This window comes from Leucobacter sp. wl10 (genome assembly GCF_003569785.1).
In the GTDB taxonomy this organism is placed as follows: domain Bacteria; phylum Actinomycetota; class Actinomycetes; order Actinomycetales; family Microbacteriaceae; genus Leucobacter.
In genome coordinates this window covers 73,308-92,923 of sequence record NZ_KZ983989.1, presented here as the reverse complement: position 1 = coordinate 92,923, position 19,616 = coordinate 73,308, and the positions used below count along the sequence as shown (strand labels likewise).

16 protein-coding genes are annotated in these 19,616 nt (G+C 70.6%); 7 read left to right on the top strand and 9 right to left on the bottom strand.

Annotation, left to right across the window (positions count from 1 at the left end):
• Positions 1-243: 243 nt before the first annotated feature.
• Together D1J51_RS04200 and D1J51_RS04195 are read right to left on the bottom strand one after the other, a co-directional pair.
• On the bottom strand, positions 244-930 hold the full coding sequence (locus D1J51_RS04200; RefSeq protein WP_119073937.1) for a type 1 glutamine amidotransferase domain-containing protein: 687 nt from the start codon (positions 928-930) through the stop codon (positions 244-246).
• The gene (locus D1J51_RS04195; RefSeq protein ID WP_119073936.1) at positions 927-1,526 is read right to left on the bottom strand and encodes a TetR/AcrR family transcriptional regulator; all 600 of its coding nucleotides are present in this window, start codon (positions 1,524-1,526) and stop codon (positions 927-929) included. The genes D1J51_RS04200 and D1J51_RS04195 overlap by 4 nt, the downstream gene beginning before the upstream one ends.
• Before the next feature lie 127 nt (positions 1,527-1,653).
• On the opposite strand from D1J51_RS04195, the gene D1J51_RS04190 reads away from it, so the two are divergent.
• Entirely contained in the window at positions 1,654-2,028 is a 375-nt protein-coding gene (locus D1J51_RS04190; RefSeq protein ID WP_162903654.1) for a hypothetical protein, read from the top strand.
• A 396-nt stretch (positions 2,029-2,424) separates the two neighbouring features.
• On the opposite strand, the gene D1J51_RS04185 is transcribed toward D1J51_RS04190, so the two are convergent.
• Entirely contained in the window at positions 2,425-3,714 is a 1,290-nt protein-coding gene (locus D1J51_RS04185; protein WP_119073934.1) for an HNH endonuclease signature motif containing protein, read from the bottom strand.
• A gap of 154 nt (positions 3,715-3,868) precedes the next feature.
• On the opposite strand from D1J51_RS04185, the gene D1J51_RS04180 reads away from it, so the two are divergent.
• The 3 genes from D1J51_RS04180 (at position 3,869) to D1J51_RS04170 (ending at position 9,679) form a co-directional block, all read left to right on the top strand.
• Positions 3,869-4,459: a hypothetical protein gene (locus D1J51_RS04180; RefSeq protein ID WP_119073933.1), complete on the top strand. Its 591-nt coding sequence runs from the start codon at positions 3,869-3,871 to the stop codon at positions 4,457-4,459.
• A gap of 188 nt (positions 4,460-4,647) precedes the next feature.
• Positions 4,648-8,223, top strand: coding sequence for a chromosome segregation protein SMC (gene smc / locus D1J51_RS04175; protein ID WP_119073932.1), 3,576 nt, complete (start codon positions 4,648-4,650; stop codon positions 8,221-8,223).
• Between the two features lie 154 nt (positions 8,224-8,377).
• Positions 8,378-9,679, top strand: coding sequence for an ABC transporter substrate-binding protein (locus tag D1J51_RS04170; protein ID WP_119073931.1), 1,302 nt, complete (start codon positions 8,378-8,380; stop codon positions 9,677-9,679).
• 37 nt (positions 9,680-9,716) lie between these two features.
• Here D1J51_RS04170 and D1J51_RS04165 read toward each other — a convergent pair whose 3' ends face one another.
• The 4 genes from D1J51_RS04165 to D1J51_RS04150 are packed head-to-tail and all read right to left on the bottom strand — an operon-like array spanning position 9,717 to position 13,829.
• Positions 9,717-10,499: an ABC transporter ATP-binding protein gene (locus D1J51_RS04165; RefSeq protein ID WP_240422887.1), complete on the bottom strand. Its 783-nt coding sequence runs from the start codon at positions 10,497-10,499 to the stop codon at positions 9,717-9,719.
• A complete protein-coding gene (locus D1J51_RS04160; protein ID WP_119073930.1) occupies positions 10,496-11,482 on the bottom strand; it encodes an ABC transporter ATP-binding protein in 987 nt (328 codons plus the stop codon). Before D1J51_RS04160 ends, D1J51_RS04165 begins: the two co-directional genes overlap by 4 nt.
• The gene (locus D1J51_RS04155; protein WP_119073929.1) at positions 11,475-12,461 is read right to left on the bottom strand and encodes a branched-chain amino acid ABC transporter permease; all 987 of its coding nucleotides are present in this window, start codon (positions 12,459-12,461) and stop codon (positions 11,475-11,477) included. The genes D1J51_RS04160 and D1J51_RS04155 overlap by 8 nt, the downstream gene beginning before the upstream one ends.
• Before the next feature lie 9 nt (positions 12,462-12,470).
• Entirely contained in the window at positions 12,471-13,829 is a 1,359-nt protein-coding gene (locus D1J51_RS04150) for a branched-chain amino acid ABC transporter permease (protein WP_119073928.1), read from the bottom strand.
• A gap of 195 nt (positions 13,830-14,024) precedes the next feature.
• Between D1J51_RS04150 and ftsY the strand changes: the two genes are divergently transcribed.
• From ftsY to D1J51_RS04135, 3 genes are all read left to right on the top strand, one after another.
• A complete protein-coding gene (ftsY, locus tag D1J51_RS04145; protein ID WP_119073927.1) occupies positions 14,025-14,900 on the top strand; it encodes a signal recognition particle-docking protein FtsY in 876 nt (291 codons plus the stop codon).
• Positions 14,901-14,913: 13 nt separating this feature from the next.
• Positions 14,914-16,476 carry a signal recognition particle protein gene (gene ffh / locus D1J51_RS04140; RefSeq protein ID WP_119073926.1) on the top strand — a complete coding sequence of 521 codons (1,563 nt, stop codon included), beginning with the start codon at positions 14,914-14,916 and terminating at the stop codon, positions 16,474-16,476.
• A gap of 72 nt (positions 16,477-16,548) precedes the next feature.
• Positions 16,549-18,012: an APC family permease gene (locus D1J51_RS04135; protein WP_119073925.1), complete on the top strand. Its 1,464-nt coding sequence runs from the start codon at positions 16,549-16,551 to the stop codon at positions 18,010-18,012.
• Here the strand turns inward: D1J51_RS04135 and D1J51_RS04130 are convergent.
• Together D1J51_RS04130 and D1J51_RS04125 are read right to left on the bottom strand one after the other, a co-directional pair.
• Positions 18,009-18,719 carry a response regulator gene (locus tag D1J51_RS04130; RefSeq protein ID WP_119073924.1) on the bottom strand — a complete coding sequence of 237 codons (711 nt, stop codon included), beginning with the start codon at positions 18,717-18,719 and terminating at the stop codon, positions 18,009-18,011. The genes D1J51_RS04135 and D1J51_RS04130 overlap by 4 nt on opposite strands.
• Positions 18,716-19,588 carry a sensor histidine kinase gene (locus D1J51_RS04125; protein ID WP_205547703.1) on the bottom strand — a complete coding sequence of 291 codons (873 nt, stop codon included), beginning with the start codon at positions 19,586-19,588 and terminating at the stop codon, positions 18,716-18,718. Before D1J51_RS04125 ends, D1J51_RS04130 begins: the two co-directional genes overlap by 4 nt.
• Positions 19,589-19,616: the final 28 nt, after the last annotated feature.

Sequence of the window (19,616 nt, the reverse complement as noted above, 5' to 3'; positions counted from 1 at the left end):
GTGTCGACCCCCGCAGCGATGCTAGATCTCGAGGAGGTGTGCGATCCCTTCCGGGTAGGTCGTGATCGGGAAGCCGGGGAACCGCATCGTGAATTTCGCGGAGTCGAAGGTGTCGTTCCGCCGGTAGCGGGGCATCCGTTCATCCGCCTCTTTGAGCGCTGGATCGACGAGTCCGCCGATCCTGAACGCCCACCCGGGGACGACGGTGTACGGAATGGTCTTCCCGGGTGAGCTCTTCGGCGGTCAGAGGAGCTCCGCGACCCTGGTCGCGGTCTCCTTCGCCGAGCCGGGGTTCTGGCCGGTGACGAGCCTGCCGTCGACGACCGTGTTGGAGACGAACGGCAGCAGCGCCTTCGAGTAGCGCGCGCCGCGCTCCTTCATCAGTTCCTCCACGTTGTAGGGCACGAGCCCGTCGACGCCGGCGAGAACCTCCTCCCGCCAGGAGAAGCCGGTGAGGTTGCGACCGGAGACGAGATGGCTGCCGTCCGAGAGCCGTGTGTCGAGCAATCCGCAGTACCCGTGGCAGACCGCGCCGACGACACCGCCGCGCTCGAAGATCTCGCGGGTGATCCGCTGCAGCCCCTCGCTGCCGGGGAAGTCGAACATCACCGCGTGACCGCCGGTGAAGTAGATCGCGTCGTAGTCGGCCGAGTCGATCCGCTCGGGGCTGGCCGTGTCTTCTAGCAGCGCCATCCGCGCCGGCTCGCCGTGCCACGCCCTGGCGGACCTGCCGTAGCTCGGAAACTTCAGCGACCGCGGCTCCAGCGGCGACCTGCCTCCGGTCGGACTCGCGATGGTCTGCTCGAAACCGTGCTCGGCGAAGATGTCGTAGGCGTGGGTCAGCTCCGACAGCCACAGACCCGTCGGATGCGACGGGTCGGAGGCGTAGCGATCGACGTTCGTGACGACGAGAAGGATACGGGTGCTCACGGCTCCTCGATTCCGGGTCGGGCGGCGGGTGGGAGGACGGCGGCGAAGGTCGACCGCACGCGCTCGTCGATTGCGACCGGATCGGTGCTGGGGAGCTTGCCGTCGAGGTGCAGGAAGGCCAGCCCGTGAGCCAGGGACCACCCGGCGGTGGCGAGGGGCGCGGGATCGGACTGCGGGAAGATCTCCGTCATGACGGCCTCGAGATAGTCGTGGAGCGCACGGGCGGCCCGCACCCTGTCGTCGTCCTGGTCGTCGCACGCCCGTCCGAACATGAGCCGGAACAGTGCCGGCCTGCGCAGCGCGAAGCGCACGTAGCCGACGGCGAGCTCGCCGATCTCGACAGCCGATACCAGGGGGTCCGTGCCCGCGGCGAGGTCGCTCGTCAGCTCGCGCAGTCCGTGAACCGCCAAGGCCGTCTCCAGTGCCTCGCGGTCGGCGAAGTGCCGGTAGGGTGCGGCGGTGGACACGCCTGCTCGGCGGGCGACCGCGCGCAACGAGAACGGCTCACCGGCCTCGAGCATCTCCAGCGCCGCGAGAACCAACGTCGACCGCAGATCGCCGTGGTGATAGTCGGTCCTCGCCGCGTTCGTGCCCATGGACTCCTCCCCGATAATGTAAGCAATGTTAACATTATGCCGGCCGTCACGCTTCCGGCAGACGGTAGCGGCGGTGAATCACCCGGGGCGCTCGACCCGAGGAGGGGCTGCGGATAGGCTTGTCGCCATGGCTGCTCGGAACGTGCTGCGGATCGAGGACGGTGCGCTGATAGTCGTTCCACGGGGTCTCGATCGTGTATGGAGCTTTCGGCGCCGGGTGGTGGTTCCGCTCGCGAGCATCGCGGAGGTTCGTGTCGAGCCCCGTCCCCACCGGGTGCCGAGGGGCTGGCGCGGTCCCGGTCTCGACACCTTCGTCAAGCTGTCCGGCACCTTCCATCCGAGAGGTGAGCGGCACTACTGGAACTACTCCGGATCCGGCGAAGCGCTCAGCATCAGGCTTGACGGGAGCCAGCACTTCAATCAGCTCTACCTGTCGGTCGACGATGCCGCGGAGGCCCGGCGCCTGCTCTCGGAGGCCGTCGCGTCGATGCGCGCTCGGTGACGCGCGGCGCGGCGCCCCCGGTGCGGCGCTCGGCGAGTTCCGCGTCGTGTAGATCCCCGAGACGCGGTACCTCATGATCGACGGCCACGGCGACCCGAACGGCGACCCGTCGTACACCGCCCGAGGGACTGTGGTGGGCCGAGGACATGGAGACGTTCACCGGCGCCCTCGATGCATCCCGCTGGGACTGGACCATGATGCTCATGGTGCGGGACTGGATCGACCGGGAACTCCTCGAGCAGACGATCGACCTCGTCAGGGCGAAAGCCGCTCCCGCGCGACTCGATGATCTCGGACTCGAAACCCTGGCCGGGGGTACTGCGTGCAGACGCTGCACACCGGCTCGTTCGACGATGAGGGTCCCGGTCGAGCGGGGCATTGGCTCTAGCATTGGGCCTAGCAGTGTGCGACCGGTGCGAAGCGCACCCGGCTCGTCGGGGTGTCCCGGTATCCGCGGCCGGTGGGACTGAGCCACTCGATCGTTCCTCCGGAGCGCTGCCGCGGCCTCCAACCGCAGCCGGCTAGGAACTCGAAGTGCTTCAGCGTGTGATGCTTGCGGCAGAGGTGGGCGAGATTGCCGGGCTCCGTCGGCCCGCCCCGCGCGGCGGGCACCGTGTGGTCGAGGTCGCAGTGATCGAGGCGGCGGGTGCAGCCGGGGAACCGGCAGTGCTGGTCGCGCGCGCCGAGGGAGCGCCTGAGAGCCTCGCTCGGCCGGTAGCGGTCGACCGCGAGCACCGAGCCGTCGACGGGATGGGTGAGCACCCGGTCCCAACCGGTGGCGCGACCCGCGAGGCGTCGTGCGGTCGCCGCGTCGATCGGGCCGTAGCCCTCGAGTTCCGCCGGACCGAGGTGCGGCGCCGCCTCGGGGGTGCTGGGCGCCCCCGCCAGCGCGAGCACCGGGACGGTCACCTGCACGCGGCCCGCGATCGCGCTCGGCCCGTCGCCCGTGCCCGGCTCGCGGGCGAGCAGCAGATCGGTGAGAACATCGGCCTGCGCCTGCGCGAGGGTTCGCGCGGCGGGGGCGCCGGCGCCCCCGTCGGCGGAGCGTGCGCGATGCGCGAGACGGGCGAGGCGATCCTTGATCGCGTACGCTTCGGCGGCGCCGACGGTGGCGACGAGCTGCGCCATGCCGTCGTCGAGGTCGATCACGCGCACGCACCGCCGCTCGCGCGCATCTCGATGCCGCTCGTCGATGCTGCGCTCGGCGAAGTGCTCGGCGAGGCGCCGAGCGTGCGGCCGGAGCTGACGGGCGGTCATGGAGAGCGCGAGCGGCAGCACCTCGGCCTCGTACGCGGCGCGCGCTCGGGGCGCGGCGACGATCTGGCCCGCGTCGACGATGACCTCGGAGTGCCGCAGCGACACCCGCCCCGCCCCGAAGGCATCGGAGATCGCCGGGTAGCGGTCCAGCAGCAGGTCCGCGTGCCCCATGCGGTGCGCCGTCGCCGCCTGGCCGGTGCGCGTCGCCACCGCCACCTCGGCCTCGACGGCGCGGTGCACGAGCTCGCCGTGATCCGCGTGCCCCTCGGCGCGGGCGATCTGAGAGGCGAGCCGGGTCAGCCCGGCGAGCTGGAGGGACTTGAGGTACTCCAGCTGATGGATCATCGTCTCGATCCGCTCGACCGCCGCCACCCCGGCGGCCAGCGCCGCGCGCTGCTCGTCGGTCATGAGGTGCGTGAGATCTTCCATGAGGCCAGTCAACACCCAGCCACCGACACTGTGGGGTCGGGGAGCACCCGCGGGATTCCAAAGATTCGCGACGATCCTTGGTGAGCGATAGACAAAATCTTCCGCTGCGGGCCGGCGTCACCGCCGAGGCGTCGGGCACGGATAGCGTGGTGGCATGGTGGATCTGCATCAGACCGTGCCCGGCATGCCCGAGGGGCACCCCTGGCTCGCGCTGTCGCGGTGGGGGATCGCCTGGCGCACGCTGCTGAGCTCCGTGCTCGTGGGGGCGACCGCGGCCCCGATATCCCTCCTCGTGATCTGGGGGCCGGCCTTGCTCGCCGGCCGGACGCTCGTCTACGGTCTGGCGTTCATCGCGCCGATCCCGGCGGTGCTGGGCGCGCTCTCCTGGGCGATCGGCCCCTGGTTGAAACGCTACTTCCCGTTCTCGCAGATGCTGATCTTCGGCTTCCTCGGCCTCGCCGCGGTTGCGCTCCTCGCATTCGCCTGGCTGCTGATCTCGTCGATCGGCTACACGTGCTCGCCGGATGACTACTGCGCGCCCCCGCTCATGGACTTCTTCTGGTTCTGGATCCTCTTCGCCCTCCCCGTCTTCCTGCAGAGCGCCATCGCCTATCCGCTCGCGATCTGGGCCTCGACCCGGCGGGGCGGGAAGATGCTCTGGCCGCTCCTCGCGGCGGCGATCGCGGTGATCGTCGCGGTCGGCCTGCTGGCGGCGACGGGCGTTATCGAGCGAGTCGCGCGGTAGCCGTCGCGCGGTAGCAGCCGCGCAGCAGCCTCCCGACGGCCGCCGCCCAATAGCCGACGTCGCCGCGCAATAGGCGGGCAAGCGGGGCGCGGGCGGGTAAAGTCGTAGCGATCGGCGATCCCGGATCACCGGGACGTCGCCGCACACGACCCCGAAACCCCGAAACCCCGAGCGAGAAAGGCGGCGGCGTGCACCTCAAGAGCCTCACGCTCAAGGGCTTCAAGTCCTTCGCGCAGCCGACCACCTTCCAGTTCGAGCCCGGCGTCACCGCGATCGTGGGGCCCAACGGCTCGGGCAAGTCGAACGTCGTCGACGCGCTCGCGTGGGTGATGGGGGAGCAGGGGGCGAAGACCCTGCGGGGCGGCAAGATGGAGGACGTCATCTTCGCGGGCACCTCCACCCGCGGGCCCCTCGGACGCGCCGAGGTGCGGCTGACGATCGACAACAGCGACGGCGCGCTGCCCATCGAGTACTCCGAGGTGACGATCAGCCGCACGCTCTTCCGCAACGGGGCGAGCGAGTACGCGATCAACGGCGAGCAGTGCCGTCTGCTCGACGTGCAGGAGCTGCTGAGCGACTCGGGTCTCGGGCGCGAGATGCACGTGATCGTCGGCCAGGGGCAGCTCGACGCGGTGCTGCGCGCGACCGCGGAGGACCGAAGGGGCTTCATCGAGGAGGCCGCCGGGATCCTGAAGCACCGGCGCCGCAAGGAGCGCACGCTGCGCAAGCTCGAGGCGATGGAGACGAACCTCACCCGCCTGAACGACCTCGCGGGAGAGATCCGGAGGCAGCTGAAGCCGCTGGGACGCCAGGCCGAGGTGGCGAAACAGGCGCAGGGCATCGCCGCCGAGGTGCGCGACGCGAAGGCCCGTCTGCTCGCCGACGACGTGTTCCGGCTGAGGCGGGAGCTCGACGAGCTCGCGAAGGACGAGGCCGAGCAGCACTCCGAGCGCATCGTGCTGCAGGAGAGGGTCGAGCAGAAGCAGCTGCGCATCGAGCGGCTCGAGCAGGACCAGCAGAGCGACGAGCTGGACGCCGCGCGCCGCGTCACGATGGGCCTCGAGTCCGCGCAGTCGAGGCTGAGGGGGCTCTACGCGCAGGCGCAGCAGCGGCTCACCTTCCTGGCGACCCAGGCCGAGGCACCCGAGCAGCCGAACCGCGTCAGCCGAGCCGCCGTGGACGAGGCCGGGGCCGAGGCGGATCGGCTCGAGGCGCTCATCCCCGAGGCCGAGGCCGCGTGGCAGCGCGCGGGATCGGCGACGCGGCGGGCGCGGCAGGCGCTCGACGCGATCGACGAGCACATCGCGGCGCAGAGCGAGCTCGTGTCGAAGCACGACCTGCAGCTCTCGCAGCTGCGCGGGCGCGCCGAGGCCGCCGAGCAGAAGCGCGCCACGGTGGCCCAGGAGGTCGCCAGGCGCGAGCAGGCGGTCGCGCAGGCCGACGAGCGGGTGGAGGAGGCGCGGCGGCAGCTCGCCGATTTCGAGGCGCGCGAGGAGATCGGGGAGACGCCGGAGACGGGGCTCGACGACGCCTACCGCGCGGCCCAGGAGCGGCAGGGCGCGAGCGAGCAGCGACGCGACGAGGCGCGGGATCGCCTGCACGAGCTGGAGCAGGAGCGCGCGGGACTCGAGGCCCGCGCGAGCGCCCTGACGCGCTCGCTCGATCAGCGGGACGCCTCCGGGGCGCTGCTCGCCGAGGGGCTCGGCGGCATCAGCGAGCGGATCTCGGATCGGGTGCGGGTGCGGGAGGGCTACGAGGCAGCCGTCGGCGCGGCGCTCGGCGTCTTCGCCGACGCGCTGCTGGCCGAGACGGCGGGCGACGCCGAGGCCGCGGCGGCCGTTGCGAGGGAGCGGGATCTCGGCCGCATGCGGGCGGTCATCGCGCGCAACGGGTTTCCGGCGCGCGCGGGGGCCGAGAGCGACGCGCCCGAGATCGCGGGTCTCACCCGAGTCTCCGAGGTGCTGCTCGACGCGCCCGACGGCGTTCGGGGGGTGCTCGCGCGCAGCTACGTGGCCGCCGAGCTGCCCGAGGCGGTCGCCGCGGCCGACGAGCTGCGCGCGCGGTTCCCCTCCGCCGCCTTCACCATCGTCACCGCCCGCGGCGACGTGCTCACCGAGCACACGCTGAGCGGTGGATCCGGGCTCGCGCCCTCCCGCATCGAGCTGACCGCCGAGCTGGAGCAGGCGGAGCAGCGCCGGGCCGCGGTGGCCGAGCGGATCGCCGAGACCGAGGCCGAGCTGGCGGAGCTGCGGGCGGGGGCCGCCCGCGCCAAGACCGACGCGCAGCAGGCGTACGCCGAGCTTCGCGCCGCCGACGCGCGCCTCGCGGAGCTGTCGCGGGAGCGCAACCGCCTCGCCGCGCGTGCCGAGGCGGCCCAGGCGGAGGCCGAGCGCGCGCGCCAGACGATCGCGACGGTTGCCGAGAGCGCCGCCGAGGCCGCGAGGGAGGCGGAGCGCGCGGAGCAGGCCCGCGCGGAGGCCGAGGCGAAGCCGAGGCCGATCCTCGACGCGACGCAGCGCGAGGGGCTGGTCGCCGAGGTCGATCGGGCCCGCGCGGCCGAGATGGAGGCGCGTCTCGCGCTCGAGACCGCCCGCGAGCGTTCGCGGGCGGGTGCCGCGCACCGGCGGACGCTCGCCGAGCAGTTCGAGGCCGAGCGCCGGGCCGCGGAGGAGGCCGCCCGCCGGGCCGTGCTGCGCTCGCGTCAGGTGGCTCAGGCCGAACGGGTGGCCGACATGCTGCCGGCGATCCTCGACGCCTGCGACCGCTCGCTCGCCGAGGCGCGCCTCGCCCAGCAGCACGCGGAGCAGGAGCGCGCGCGGCACAGCCAGGAGCTCACGCTGCTGCGTTCGGAGGAATCGGCGCTGCGCCAGAAGCTGCAGGCGCTCACCGAGCGCGTGCACGGGGCCGAGCTCAGGAGCTACGAGCGCAAGCTGCAGCTCTCGTCGCTGCTGGAGCGCTCGGGCAACGAGTTGGGGCTCGTCGAGGACGTGCTCATCGCGGAGTACGGGCCGGACGTGCCGATCCCCACGGAGCAGCCAGAGCAGCCAGAGCAGCCCGAGCAGCCCGAGCAGCCCGAGCAGCCGGGCGCCGACGGCGCTCCGTTCGTGCGGGCGGAGCAGGAGGCGCGACTCGCGAAGGCCGAGAGGCGGCTCGCGCAGCTCGGCCGCATCAACCCGCTGGCGCTCGAGGAGTTCGCGGCGCTCGAGCAGCGGCACCGGTTCCTGTCGGATCAGCTCACCGACCTCACGAAGACGCGCACCGACCTGCTCGCGATCATCGACGAGCTCGACCAGAAGATGCAGGGCATCTTCGCCGCGGCCTTCGAGGACACGAGGGCGGCGTTCGCCGAGGTGTTCCCGATCCTCTTCCCCGGCGGCTCGGGCGAGATCATGCTCAGCGACCCCGGCGACCTGCTGAACACCGGCATCGACATGGCGGTGAAGCCGGCGGGCAAGAAGGTGGAGCGGCTCTCGCTGCTCTCGGGCGGCGAGCGCTCCCTGGCCGCCGTGGCGTGGCTCATCGCCATCTTCCAGGCGCGCCCGAGCCCCTTCTACATCATGGACGAGGTCGAGGCGGCGCTCGACGACGCCAACCTCGGCAGGCTGCTGCAGGTCTTCGAGCGGCTGCGCGCGAACTCCCAGCTCATCATCATCACCCACCAGAAGCGCACTATGGAGATCGCCGACGCGCTCTACGGAGTGTCGATGCGCCAGGACGGGATCTCGGCGGTGGTGGGGCAGCGGATCGGGCGCGAGGAGGACTGATCGTTGTGGGTTCGGCACTGCCTCGGCGCTGAACTTTCTAACAAGTTTGTTGCGCCGGTGGTGTCGGGATCGATGGGCCGTGCTCGGAGGGATAGTCTCGGTTGCAGCGCTTCGACAGCGGAGCGCATGCGATACGTGAGAAAGGCGTAGCCCAATGAAGGTTTACACCAGGAAGACGGCCGGGGCGCTCGCCCTGGTCGCCAGCGCGGCACTCGTGCTGGCCGGTTGTTCGAGCAGCGGTAATGCCGGCGGCGACTCGGCGTCGACGACGGACGGCGCCTCGAAGCAGAGCACCGGCCCCCTGCAGATCGCGACGCTGCTGCCCCAGACCGGTTCGCTCGGATTCCTCATGCCGCCCGTGCAGGCGGGCATCGCGCAGGCGCTCTCGGATATCAACGGCGCGGGCGGCGTGCTCGACCAGGACGTCGAGATCGTCGCCAACGCGAACGAGGGCGACCAGACCGACCTGACGGTCGTGGAGAAGGGCGCGGGCGAAGTGATCAAGAGCGGCGCCTCCTTCGTGCTCGGCGCCATGGGATCGGGCCGCACGCAAGCGGTGGTCGACAAGATCGCCGAGGCGGGGATGCTCATGGGCTCGCCGTCGAACACCTCGCAGGACCTCAGCGGCATCAGCCCCAACTACTTCCGCACCGCCCCGCCCGACACGGTGCAGGGCGACGCGCTCGGCAACCAGATCCTCTCCGACGGCGTGACCTCGGTCGCGTTCCTGACCTTCAACGACCCGTACGGCCTCGGCCTGCGCGACGTGATCCAGCAGACCGTCGAGGCGGGCGGCGCCGAGGTCGTCTACGGCGGCAAGGGGGACGGCAACGAGTTCCCGACCGAGCAGACCTCCTTCGCCTCCGAGATCAGCGCGGTGAAGGCGTCGGGCGCCGAGGCGGTCGTCGTAGTGACCTACGACCAGTTCGCCCAGATCGTTCCGGAGGCCGTGAACCAGGGACTCGACACGTCGACGTTCTACCTCGTCGACGGCAACGCCAACGGCTACGAGGAGGCCTTCGACCCCGGCACGCTCGAGGGTGCCCAGGCGTCCATTCCGGGCGCGCAGGCGAACGACGACTTCAAGGCGCAGCTGGAGTCGATCTACACCGAGCAGTTCGACGGCACCCTCGATAGCTTCACCTACGCGCCCGAGGCGTACGACCTGGTCACGCTCGTCGCGCTGGCGGCCGAGAAGGCCGGGGCGACCGACGCCGAATCGATCCGGAAGAATCTGCAGGCGGTCTCTGGCGCCGACGGCGGCGAGGAGTGCAAGACCTTCGCCGACTGCAAGGCGCTGATCGCCGACGGATCGGACATCCGCTACGTCGGCAAGGCGGGCACCGGCCCCCTGAACAAGAACAACGACCCCGCGTCGGCGTTCATCGGCATCTACAAGTACGACGCGTCGAACAACCCGGTCTTCCAGAAGGCGGTCGAGGGCAAGACCAAGTAGCCCTCGCAACAGGGGGCCGGCGAGAGCCGGCCCCCTGTCACGCGCCCGCCCCCTCGTCGGCCGCCTTCGTCTCGACGTCGGCGGCGAGGGTGCCGAGGTAGAGCTCGATCACCTTGGGGTCGTTCGCGAGTTCGCGGCCCGGACCCTCGTAGGCGTTGCGGCCCTGGTCGAGCACGTAGGCGCGGTCGCAGATCTGCAGGCAGCGCCGCGCGTTCTGCTCGACCATGATGATGGTCACGCCGGTCTTGTTGATCTGCCTGGTGCGGATGAAGGTCTCGTCCTGCCGCACCGGAGAGAGGCCCGCGCTCGGCTCGTCGAGCAGCAGCACCTTCGGGTTCATCATGAGGGCGCGGGCCATCGCGACCGACTGACGCTCGCCGCCCGAGAGCGATCCGGCGCGCTGCTTGCGCCGCTCGGCCAGCATGGGGAACAGCTCCCACATCTCCTCGGCGCGCGAGGCGAAGTCCCTGGGCTTCAGGAAGAGGCCCATCTGCAGGTTCTCCTCGATGCTGAGCGAGGGGAACACGTTGTTCGTCTGCGGTACGAAGCCGATGCCCTTGCGCACGAGCTGGTTCGTGGGCGCGTTCGTGATGTCCTCGCCCGCGAGCGCGACGGTCCCCTCCCGGATGTCCACGAGGCCGAACAGGGCCTTCAGGAGCGTCGACTTGCCGGCGCCGTTGGGGCCGATGATGCCGATCAGCTCGCCCGCGTAGGCCTCGAGCGTGCAGCCGTTCAGGATGTTGATGCCGGGCAGGTACCCGGCGGTGACGTTGTCGGCCTTGACCACGAGATCGCGCTCGGCCTGCATCTGCTGGCTCATCGGGCCTCCTCCTCGTCCTCGACCTCCTGGGCGATGGCCGAGATCACGCCCGTCGTGAGCGCCTCGTCGTCGCCGAGGTCCTTGTCGTGGTGCGCGCCGAGGTAGGCGTCGACCACGGCCTGGCTGGTCATCACGTCCTCGGGGAGCCCCTCGGCGATGATCTGGCCCTGCGCCATGACCACGACCCAGTCGGAGATGTGGCGCACCATGTGCATGTCGTGCTCCACGAAGAGCACGGTCGTGCCCTCGTCGCGCAGGGCCTGGATGTGGTCGAGCAGGCTCTGGGTGAGCGCCGGATTGACTCCGGCCATCGGCTCGTCGAGCATGATCATGGCCGGATTCGACATGAGCGCGCGCGCCATCTCGAGCAGCTTCTTCTGCCCGCCCGACAGGTCGCCCGCCATGTCGTCCCTCTTGGCGTCGAGCTTGAACCGCGCGAGCAGTTCCTCGGCCCGCGCGATGTTCTCGCGTTCGCGCGCCGCCCAGAGCGGCCTGATGAGGCCCACGAAGAGGTTCTCTCCGGGCTGGTTGTTCGCGCCGATGAGCATGTTCTCGAGCACGGTCATGCGGCTGAGCGCCTTGGTGAGCTGGAAGGTGCGCACCATGCCCGCGCGGGCGACCTGCGACGCGCCGGTGCGACCGAGGGAGCGACCGTTGAACGACCACTTCGCGTCTCCGCCGCCGATGAGCCGCGGGGTGTTCGACGGACGATCGAAGCCCGTGATGAGATTGAAGAACGTGGTCTTGCCCGCACCGTTGGGCCCGATGAGCGCGGTGATCGCGCCGCGCTGCACCTCGAGGTGACCGACGTCGACCGCGGTCAGACCGCCGAAGTGCCGCTCGATGTGGTCCACGGCGAGGATCGGGTCGGGCTTCGCTACGCCGGGCACCTGCTCCAGCGTGCGCAGCGTCGCGCGGAGCGCCTGCCGGTCGTAGGGGTAGGTCGGATCCGCCGAGGAGGTCGGCGCTACGGACTCAGACATTGAACGACAGCTCCTTCTTATTGCCGAGTATGCCCTGCGGTCTGAAGACCACCAGCAGAATGAGCGAGATGCCGATCAGGATCCAGGCCAGCTGCTCGGTCTGCTGCGCGTTCAGCACCGAGCTCGGGATGAACTCGCCGGCGAAGCTCGTGAGGACCAGACGCACCACGAAGAAGAGGATGCTGCCGAGCAGGGGGCCGAAGATGGTGGCCGCCCCGCCGAGCAGCATGATCATCCAGAGGTTGAACGTGGTGGGACGCCCCATCGAGTCCGGCTGCATCGCCGCGGGCAGCGCCATCACGATGCCGCCGAGCGCGCCCATCACCCCGCCGATGATGAGCGCCTGCATCTTGTAGGCGTAGGAGCTCTTGCCGAGGCTGCGCACCGCGTCCTCGTCCTCGCGGATGCCCTTGAGCACCCGGCCCCAGGGGCTGCGCATGAGCGCCCAAGTGACGAGGATGAAGACGGCGACGAGTGCCCACGCGACGATGCGCGTCCACCAGTCGTCGACGCCGGTGTTCGCGTAGGTGATGCCGAGGATCGTGGTCCGTCCATCGGGGAGGGGCGAGAGCTCGGTGAAGATCGGCCGGTACTTCTGGCCGGAGATGCCGCTCGGGCCGCCGGTGATGTCCTGCAGCGCGGCGAGCTTCACCACCATGCGGATGATCTCCGCCGCCGAGATCGTGACGATCGCCAGGTAGTCCCCGCGCAGTTTCAGCGTCGGAATGCCGAGGATGAGGGCGAACACCACCGCCGCCCCGATCGCGATCAGCAGGGCGACCCAGAAGTCGGCGCCCATGACGGCCGAGATGCCGAAGCCGTAGGCGCCGACGAGCATGAAACCCGCCTGTCCCATGTTCATGAGGCCGGTGAAGCCGAAGTGCACGTTGAGGCCGATCGCCGCGAGCACGAAGGCCGCGGTGGTCGGGGCGATCGCGGTCTGCAGCATGTTCTGCAGGAGTCCAGTCCAGAATTCCATGATGCGCTCCTAGCCGATCCGCTCTCTGCGGCCGAAGATGCCCTGCGGACGGACCAGCAGGATCAGGATGAGGAGAAGCAGCGCCGTCGCGTACTTCAGGTCACCGGGAAGCCAGATGTTGGTGAGCTCCACCATCATGCCGATGATCATCGAGCCGACGAACGCGCCGAACGCGGTGCCGAGCCCGCCGAGGGTCACCGCCGCGAAGAACATGAGCAGCATCGTGCCGCCGGTGAACCAGTTGAGCCCGTTGAACACGAGCCCGAAGAACACGCCGGCGAGACCGGCGAGGCCGCCGCCCACGATCCACACCACGTTGATGACCCGGTCGACGTCGATGCCGGAGGCCCGGGCGAGCGCCGGGTTGTCCGAGATCGCGCGGGTCGCGCGGCCGAAGCGGGTGTACATCAATCCCAGCCCGACGGCGACGATCGCGAGCAGCGAGATCGCCATCGCGACGTACGACTGCACGGTGAGCGTGACCCCCGCGATCGTCACGGTCGCGGCCGTGCTCCGGTCGATGCGCACGACGCCCGAGCCGAAGAAGAACTGGAAGACGTACTGCAGCGTGATCGACAGGCCGATCGACACGATCATCAGCTGCATCAGGCTCAGCCGTCTCCTCCGCAGCGGTTTCCACAGGATCTTGTCCTGCGTCCAGCCGAAGAGGGCCGAGACGGCGACGGCCATGATCCCGGCCAGCCAGAGATTGCCCGTGAGACCCATGAACGCGGCGGCGAGGAGACCGCCCATCGTGACCATCTCGCCCTGCGCGAAGTTGCTGAGCCCCGTCGTCCCGAACACGAGCGAGAGCCCGAGCGACGCGAGAGCGATGAGCAGCCCCATGCGGATGCCCGACACGAACTGCTGCCAGAAGCGCGCCCACGAGAAGCCGCCCGCCGAACTCGCCGCCTGTTCGCCGGAATCCGCCGCTTCGCCCGCGGCCTGCGCCGCCTCCGGATCGTCGGTGAGGGGGAACAGCGCGCTCGCCTGGTTGTTGAGCTGCACCTGCACCTCGCGGCTGCTGAGGCTCTTGAAGAACTCCCCCTCCGGCAGCGACGCCTCGTCGACCTCGACGGTGTAGGTCCCGGCCTCGGTCACGCTGAACACCCAGCGTCCGTTCTCGTCCGTCGTGGCCTGCTGCTCGCCCGAACCGCCGGTGAGCGACACCGAGATGTCGGGCGCTGGCTCCCCGGTGCTCAGCTTGATCACGCCCTGCACGCACGCCGTGGAGGCGTCCGGCGTGCAGTCGGCCCCGAACGCGGGCGAGGCGAGAGCCCCCACTCCCAACGCGGCCAGCAGCCCGGTGATGATGACGAGGAGCAGTCCCCTCGATGCGGTTCGTCTTCGCTGGGGCTTCGGATTCACTGGACCTCCAGTGGTCAATGAATTGTGGGCGCAGCACGAGGCGCCGCTCGGCAACGGTGTCGCCCAAATATATACCGACACCTCGCACCGTGCACGGGCCGGCCCACTGGCGTGTCGGTTTCGTTGTCGGGCCGGCACAGCGCGGAGGGCGCTCGGGCGGCGGATATTGTCGCCGCCCGACGGTAGGATCGTGGCATGGCTGAGCGATCCTGGTCCTTCTCGAAAGCGTTCCGCAGCATCTTCAGCGGTCCCGAGCTCATCACCGAGGAGACCTGGGACGATCTGGAGTCGGCGCTCATCACCGCCGACTTCGGGCCCGACATCACGGACTCGATCCTCGATCAGCTGCGCGCCGACGTCGAGCGGCACCGCGTGACCGAGGTGAAGCAGATGCGCGGCATGCTGCGGGACGCGATCGAGGAGCGCCTGGCGGCCCACGACCCCACGCTCCGCCTCTCCGAGCGGCCGGCCGTGATCCTCGTGGTGGGCGTCAACGGCGTGGGCAAGACGACCACCATCGGCAAGTTCGCGAACTACCTCACCGCCTTCGACAAGAAGATCCTCGTGGGGGCCGCCGACACCTTCCGGGCCGCCGCCGTCGAACAGCTCGGCACCTGGGCCGAGCGGGCGGGCGTCGACATCGTGAAGCCGCAGCAGCAGGGGCAGGATCCCGCGTCGGTCGCGTTCCAGACCGTGGAGCGGGCGAAGAACGAGGGCTACGACATCGCCATCATCGACACCGCCGGCCGGCTGCAGACCAAGGGCGGCCTCATGGACGAGCTGGCCAAGGTGCGGCGCGTCATCGAGAAGCAGGCCCCCGTCGCCGAGGTGCTGCTGGTGCTCGACGCGACGACGGGGCAGAACGGGCTGGCGCAGGCGGAGGCGTTCATCGAGCACGCCGGAGTCACCGGCCTCGTGCTGACGAAGCTCGACGGATCGGCCAAGGGCGGCTTCGTGCTGTCGGTGCAGCAGAAGACGGGGCTGCCCATCAAGCTGGTGGGTCAGGGGGAGGGCATCGGCGACCTCACGGGCTTCACCCCGCACGTCTTCGCGCAGCAGCTGGTCGGCTAAACTGAGCAGCATCATGGCTACTTTCGGGACCCTGTCTGGGCGGCTGACCAAGACCTTCGCCAACCTGCGCACGAAGGGCAAGCTGTCCGCCGCGGACGTCGACGGCACGGTGCGCGAGATCCGCCGCGCCCTGCTCGAGGCCGACGTCGCCCTCGACGTCGTCAAGGCGTTCACCGCGACGGTGCGCGAGCGGGCCCTCGGCGACGAGGTCAACCAGGCGCTCAACCCGGCCCAGCAGGTCGTGCAGATCGTCAACGAGGAGCTCGTCGGCATTCTCGGCGGCGAGCAGCGACGGCTGCAGTTCGCGAAGAACCCGCCCACCGTCATCATGCTCGCGGGGCTGCAGGGCGCGGGCAAGACGACGCTCGCGGGCAAGCTCGCCAGGTGGCTGAGGGAGCAGGGGCACCGGCCGCTTCTCGTGGCGTGCGACCTGCAGCGCCCCAACGCCGTGACCCAGCTGGGCGTCGTGGCCGAGCAGGCGGGCGTCGCGATCTACGCCCCCGAGCCGGGCAACGGGGTCGGAGACCCCGTGCGCGTGGCGAAGAGCGGCGTGGCCGAGGCGAAGTCGAAGCAGTACGACTTCGTGATCATCGACACCGCGGGCCGCCTGGGCGTCGACGCCGAGCTGATGCAGCAGGCCTCCGACATCCGGCGGGCGACCGACCCCGACGAGGTGCTCTTCGTGGTCGACTCCCTGATCGGCCAGGACGCGGTGGTGACGGCCCAGGCGTTCCAGGAGGGGGTCGACTTCACGGGCGTCGTGCTCACCAAGCTCGACGGCGATTCGCGTGGCGGCGCCGCGCTCTCGATCCGCGGCGCGACCGGCCGCCCGATCCTCTTCGCCTCGACGGGAGAGGGGCTCGGCGACTTCGAGCCGTTCCACCCCGACCGCATGGCGAGCCGCATCCTCGACCTCGGCGACATCCTCACGCTCATCGAGCAGGCGCAGCAGGCGTTCGACGAGGATGAGGCCCGCAAGGTCGCCGAGAAGATCGCGAAGGACGCGTTCACCCTCGACGATTTCCTCGGCCAGATGCAGCAGCTGCGCAAAGCGGGCTCCCTCAAGAAGATGATGGGCATGCTGCCCGGCATGGGCAAGATGAAGGAGCAGCTCGACGGCTTCGACGAGCGCGAGATCGTGCGCACCGAGGCGATCATCCAGTCGATGACGCGTGAGGAGCGCGAGCACCCGAAGATCCTCAACGGCTCGCGCCGGCTGCGCATCGCCAAGGGCTCGGGCATGACGGTGACCGACGTCAACCAGCTCGTGCAGCGCTTCGACCAGGCCGCGAAGATGATGAAGACGGTGGCGCGCGGCGGCGTGCCGCAGATCCCGGGCATGGGCCCCGTGCCGGGCATGGGCGGCCACGGCGGCAGGAAGAAGCAGCAGGGCAAGGGCAAGGGCGCCAAGCGCTCGGGCAACCCCGCGAAGCGGGCGCAGGAGGCCGCGGGCGTCGCGGCCAAGCCGGCGCAGGGCGCCGGCGCCGGATTCGGTCTCGGCGCGGGAGCCGGCGCGCAGCCCACGGAGGAGGATCTCGCCAAGCTGCAGCAGATGCTCGGCAAGGGGCTTCGCTAAGGTACAGTAAGTGCTCTGAATTGGTTTCGGGCACCTCCCGGGACTCGGCGACGATGCACAGGGGGCTGGACCATGGCGAAGCTGGACACCGAGGCGGTCGTGTCGCTCGAGGGTGCTGAGCACGGCACCGGCCTCAAGAGGGTCATCGGGCCGAAGCTGCTGCTCCTGCTCATCATCGGCGACATCATCGGCGCCGGGATCTTCGCGATCACGGGGCGCGTGGCGGGCCAGGTCGGCGGCGCGGCCTGGCTGCCGTTCCTGCTGGCGTTCGTGATCGCCACGCTGACGGCCTTCTCGTACCTGGAGCTCGTCACCAAGTACCCCTTCGCGGCCGGGGCGGCGCTGTACACGCACAAGGCGTTCGGGGTGCACTTCTTCACGTTCATCGTCGCCTTCGCGGTCGCCTCGTCGGGCATCACGAGTGCCGCGACCTCGTCGACCCTCGTCGGCAAGAACCTGCTCATCGGCGTCGGCCAGTTCGTCGAGGGGACCCCGCAGGACGCGACGGCCACGATGATCGCCGCGATCGCGATCATCGTGATCCTCGCCCTCATCAACCTGCGGGGCGTCGGCGAGAGCGTCAAGTTCAACCTCGTACTGACCCTCGTGACGCTCGCCATCATGGCCGCGGTGATCCTGATCGGATTCGTCGCGATCGTGAACGGGGGCGGCGACATCGGCCGGCTCGTCGTGTTCGAGACGCCCGAGGATCGCGGGGTCTTCGCCGCGGTGACGATGGCGACGGCGATCGCCTTCTTCGCCATGGTCGGCTTCGAGGACTCGGTGAACCTCGTGGAGGAGTGCAAGAACCCGCAGCGCGACTTCCCCCGGATCATGCTCACGGGCCTCGGCATCTGCGCGATCGTCTACATGCTGGTCGCGGTGACGGTGATCATGGTGATCCCGACCGGCGAGCTGACCAACCCCAAGAATCCCGACGCGGGGATCCTGCTCGACGTGGTGCGCATCGGCGCCCCCGGCATCCCCGTCGACGCGATCTTCCCGTTCCTCACGGTGTTCGCGGTCGTCAACACGGCGCTCATCAACATGCTGATGGCGAGCCGGCTGCTCTACGGCATGGCCAGGCAGGACGTGCTGCCCGCCTTCCTCAGCGTCGTCCTGCCGAAGCGCCGCTCGCCCTGGGCGGCGATCCTGTTCAGCACCGCGCTGGCCGTGGGCCTGGTGGTCTACGTCAACGCCAACTCGGAGAGCGGCATCGTCGGCGCGCTCGGCGGCACGACGGGCCTGCTGCTGCTCTGCGTCTTCGCGGTCGTCAACGTCGCCCTGCTCGTGCTGCGCCGCGACCCGACCCCGGAGGGCGCGTTCCGCGCCCCGACGGTCGTGCCGATCCTCGGCGCCCTGCTCTCGCTCTTCCTCGCGGGGCCGTGGGCGCGCAGCCGGGAGGACTGGATCCAGTACGAGATCGCGGGAGGGCTGCTGGCGATCGGGGTCGGGCTGTGGCTGGTGACCTGGATCGCGGCGCTCATTCACCGGGGCCGGAAGGGCGAGCGCCCGCGCAACGTCGCCAACTTCTAGGGCTCCTCAGCGCCCGGCCGCACCAGGCCGTGCTCGTAGGCGGCGATCACGAGCTGCGCCCGGTCGCGTGCGTGCAGCTTCGCGCGTATGCTGCCGATGTGGCTCTTCGCGGTGCCCATCGAGATCACCAGTTCGCGCGTGATCTCCTCGTTCGACAGGCCGCGGCCGATCAGTGCCAGCACCTCGACCTCGCGCGCCGTGAGCGGGCTCAGCCCGTCGGGGGAGACGGGGGCGTGGCGGTCCAGGTACTCCTCGACGAGCCGGGTGAGGATCGTCGGCGCGAACAGCGACTCTCCGGCCCCGGTGCGCCGGATCGCGTCGACGAGGCGCTCGGGAGGGGCGTCCTTGAGCAGGAAGCCGCTCGCGCCGGCGCGGAGCGCGGCGTCGACGTACTCGTCGAGCTCGAACATGCTGAGCACCAGCACCCGCGTGCCGGCGAGCGAGGGGTCCGCGGCGATGCGCCGGGTGGCCTCGATGCCGTCGCCGCCCGGCATGCGGATGTCCATGAGCACGAGGTCGGGCCGCTGCCTCGCCGCCTCGGCGACCGCCTCCGCGCCGCTCGAGGCCTCGCCCGCGACGGCCATGCCCGCCTCGCCGTCGATGATCAGCCTCAGGCTGTGCCGGATCAGCGGCTGGTCGTCGACGACCAGCACGCGGAGATCGCCGGCGCCCGCGGTTCCCGCGGCGCCCGCGGCGTCCGCGCTCACGAGGCGCTCCGGTCGGGAATGCGGGCCAGCACGCGGAAGCCGCTCGCGGTGGGGCCGGTCTCGAGGCGGCCGCCGAGCGCCGTCACCCGCTCGCGGAGGCCCAGTAGGCCGAAGCCCGCGCCCGGAGCGGGAGCCCAGCACGCCGCCGCGCCCCGATCCCGGATCTCGACCACCACCTCGCCGCTCGAGCGCTCGAGCGCCACGCTCACCGCAGTCGGACCGGCGTGGCGAGCGGCGTTGGTGAGCGCCTCGCGCGCGATCGCGCAGACCGCGAGCTGCACGCCCGGCGACACGGCGCCGAGCTCATCCGGGTCCGGAAGCCGCGCCTCGACCTCGAGGCCGGTCTCGCGGGCGACCGCGAGGATGCCGGGCAGATCGGCGAGGGTCTCGGCCGGGCGGAGGAGCGCCGCGCCGCCGTCCCGCGAGCGGAGCACCGCCAGCATGCGGCGCAGCTCCGTCGTGGCCTCGCGGCCCGTGCGCTCGATGTCTCGCAGCGCGGCCGTGCGCTCCGCATCGGAGTCGTCTCCGGCGGCGCGCGCGGCGGCCGCGGCGCGCACCGTGATGAGACCCAGGCCGTGCGAGGCCAGATCGTGCAGTTCGCGCGCGATCCGCAGCCGCTCCTCCTGGGCGGCCCGCTCGGCCGCCCACACCGTGAGCCGCTCCTCGTGGATCCGCCGCTCCCGCCACTCCCGCCGCGCCGTCGCCCAGAACGCCGCGCTCACGATCACGACGAGCGCCGCGAGCGGCATCCAGGCCTGCTCGGGGCGATCGACGCCCAGCAGGGAGATCGCGAAGAGCGCGACGGCGACCGTGATCGCGGAGGCGAGCCGGGCTCGGCTCCGCCAGACCGGGCGTTCGGAGTGCTGCACGACACCGAGTCTAGGCAGTGCGGCGCGG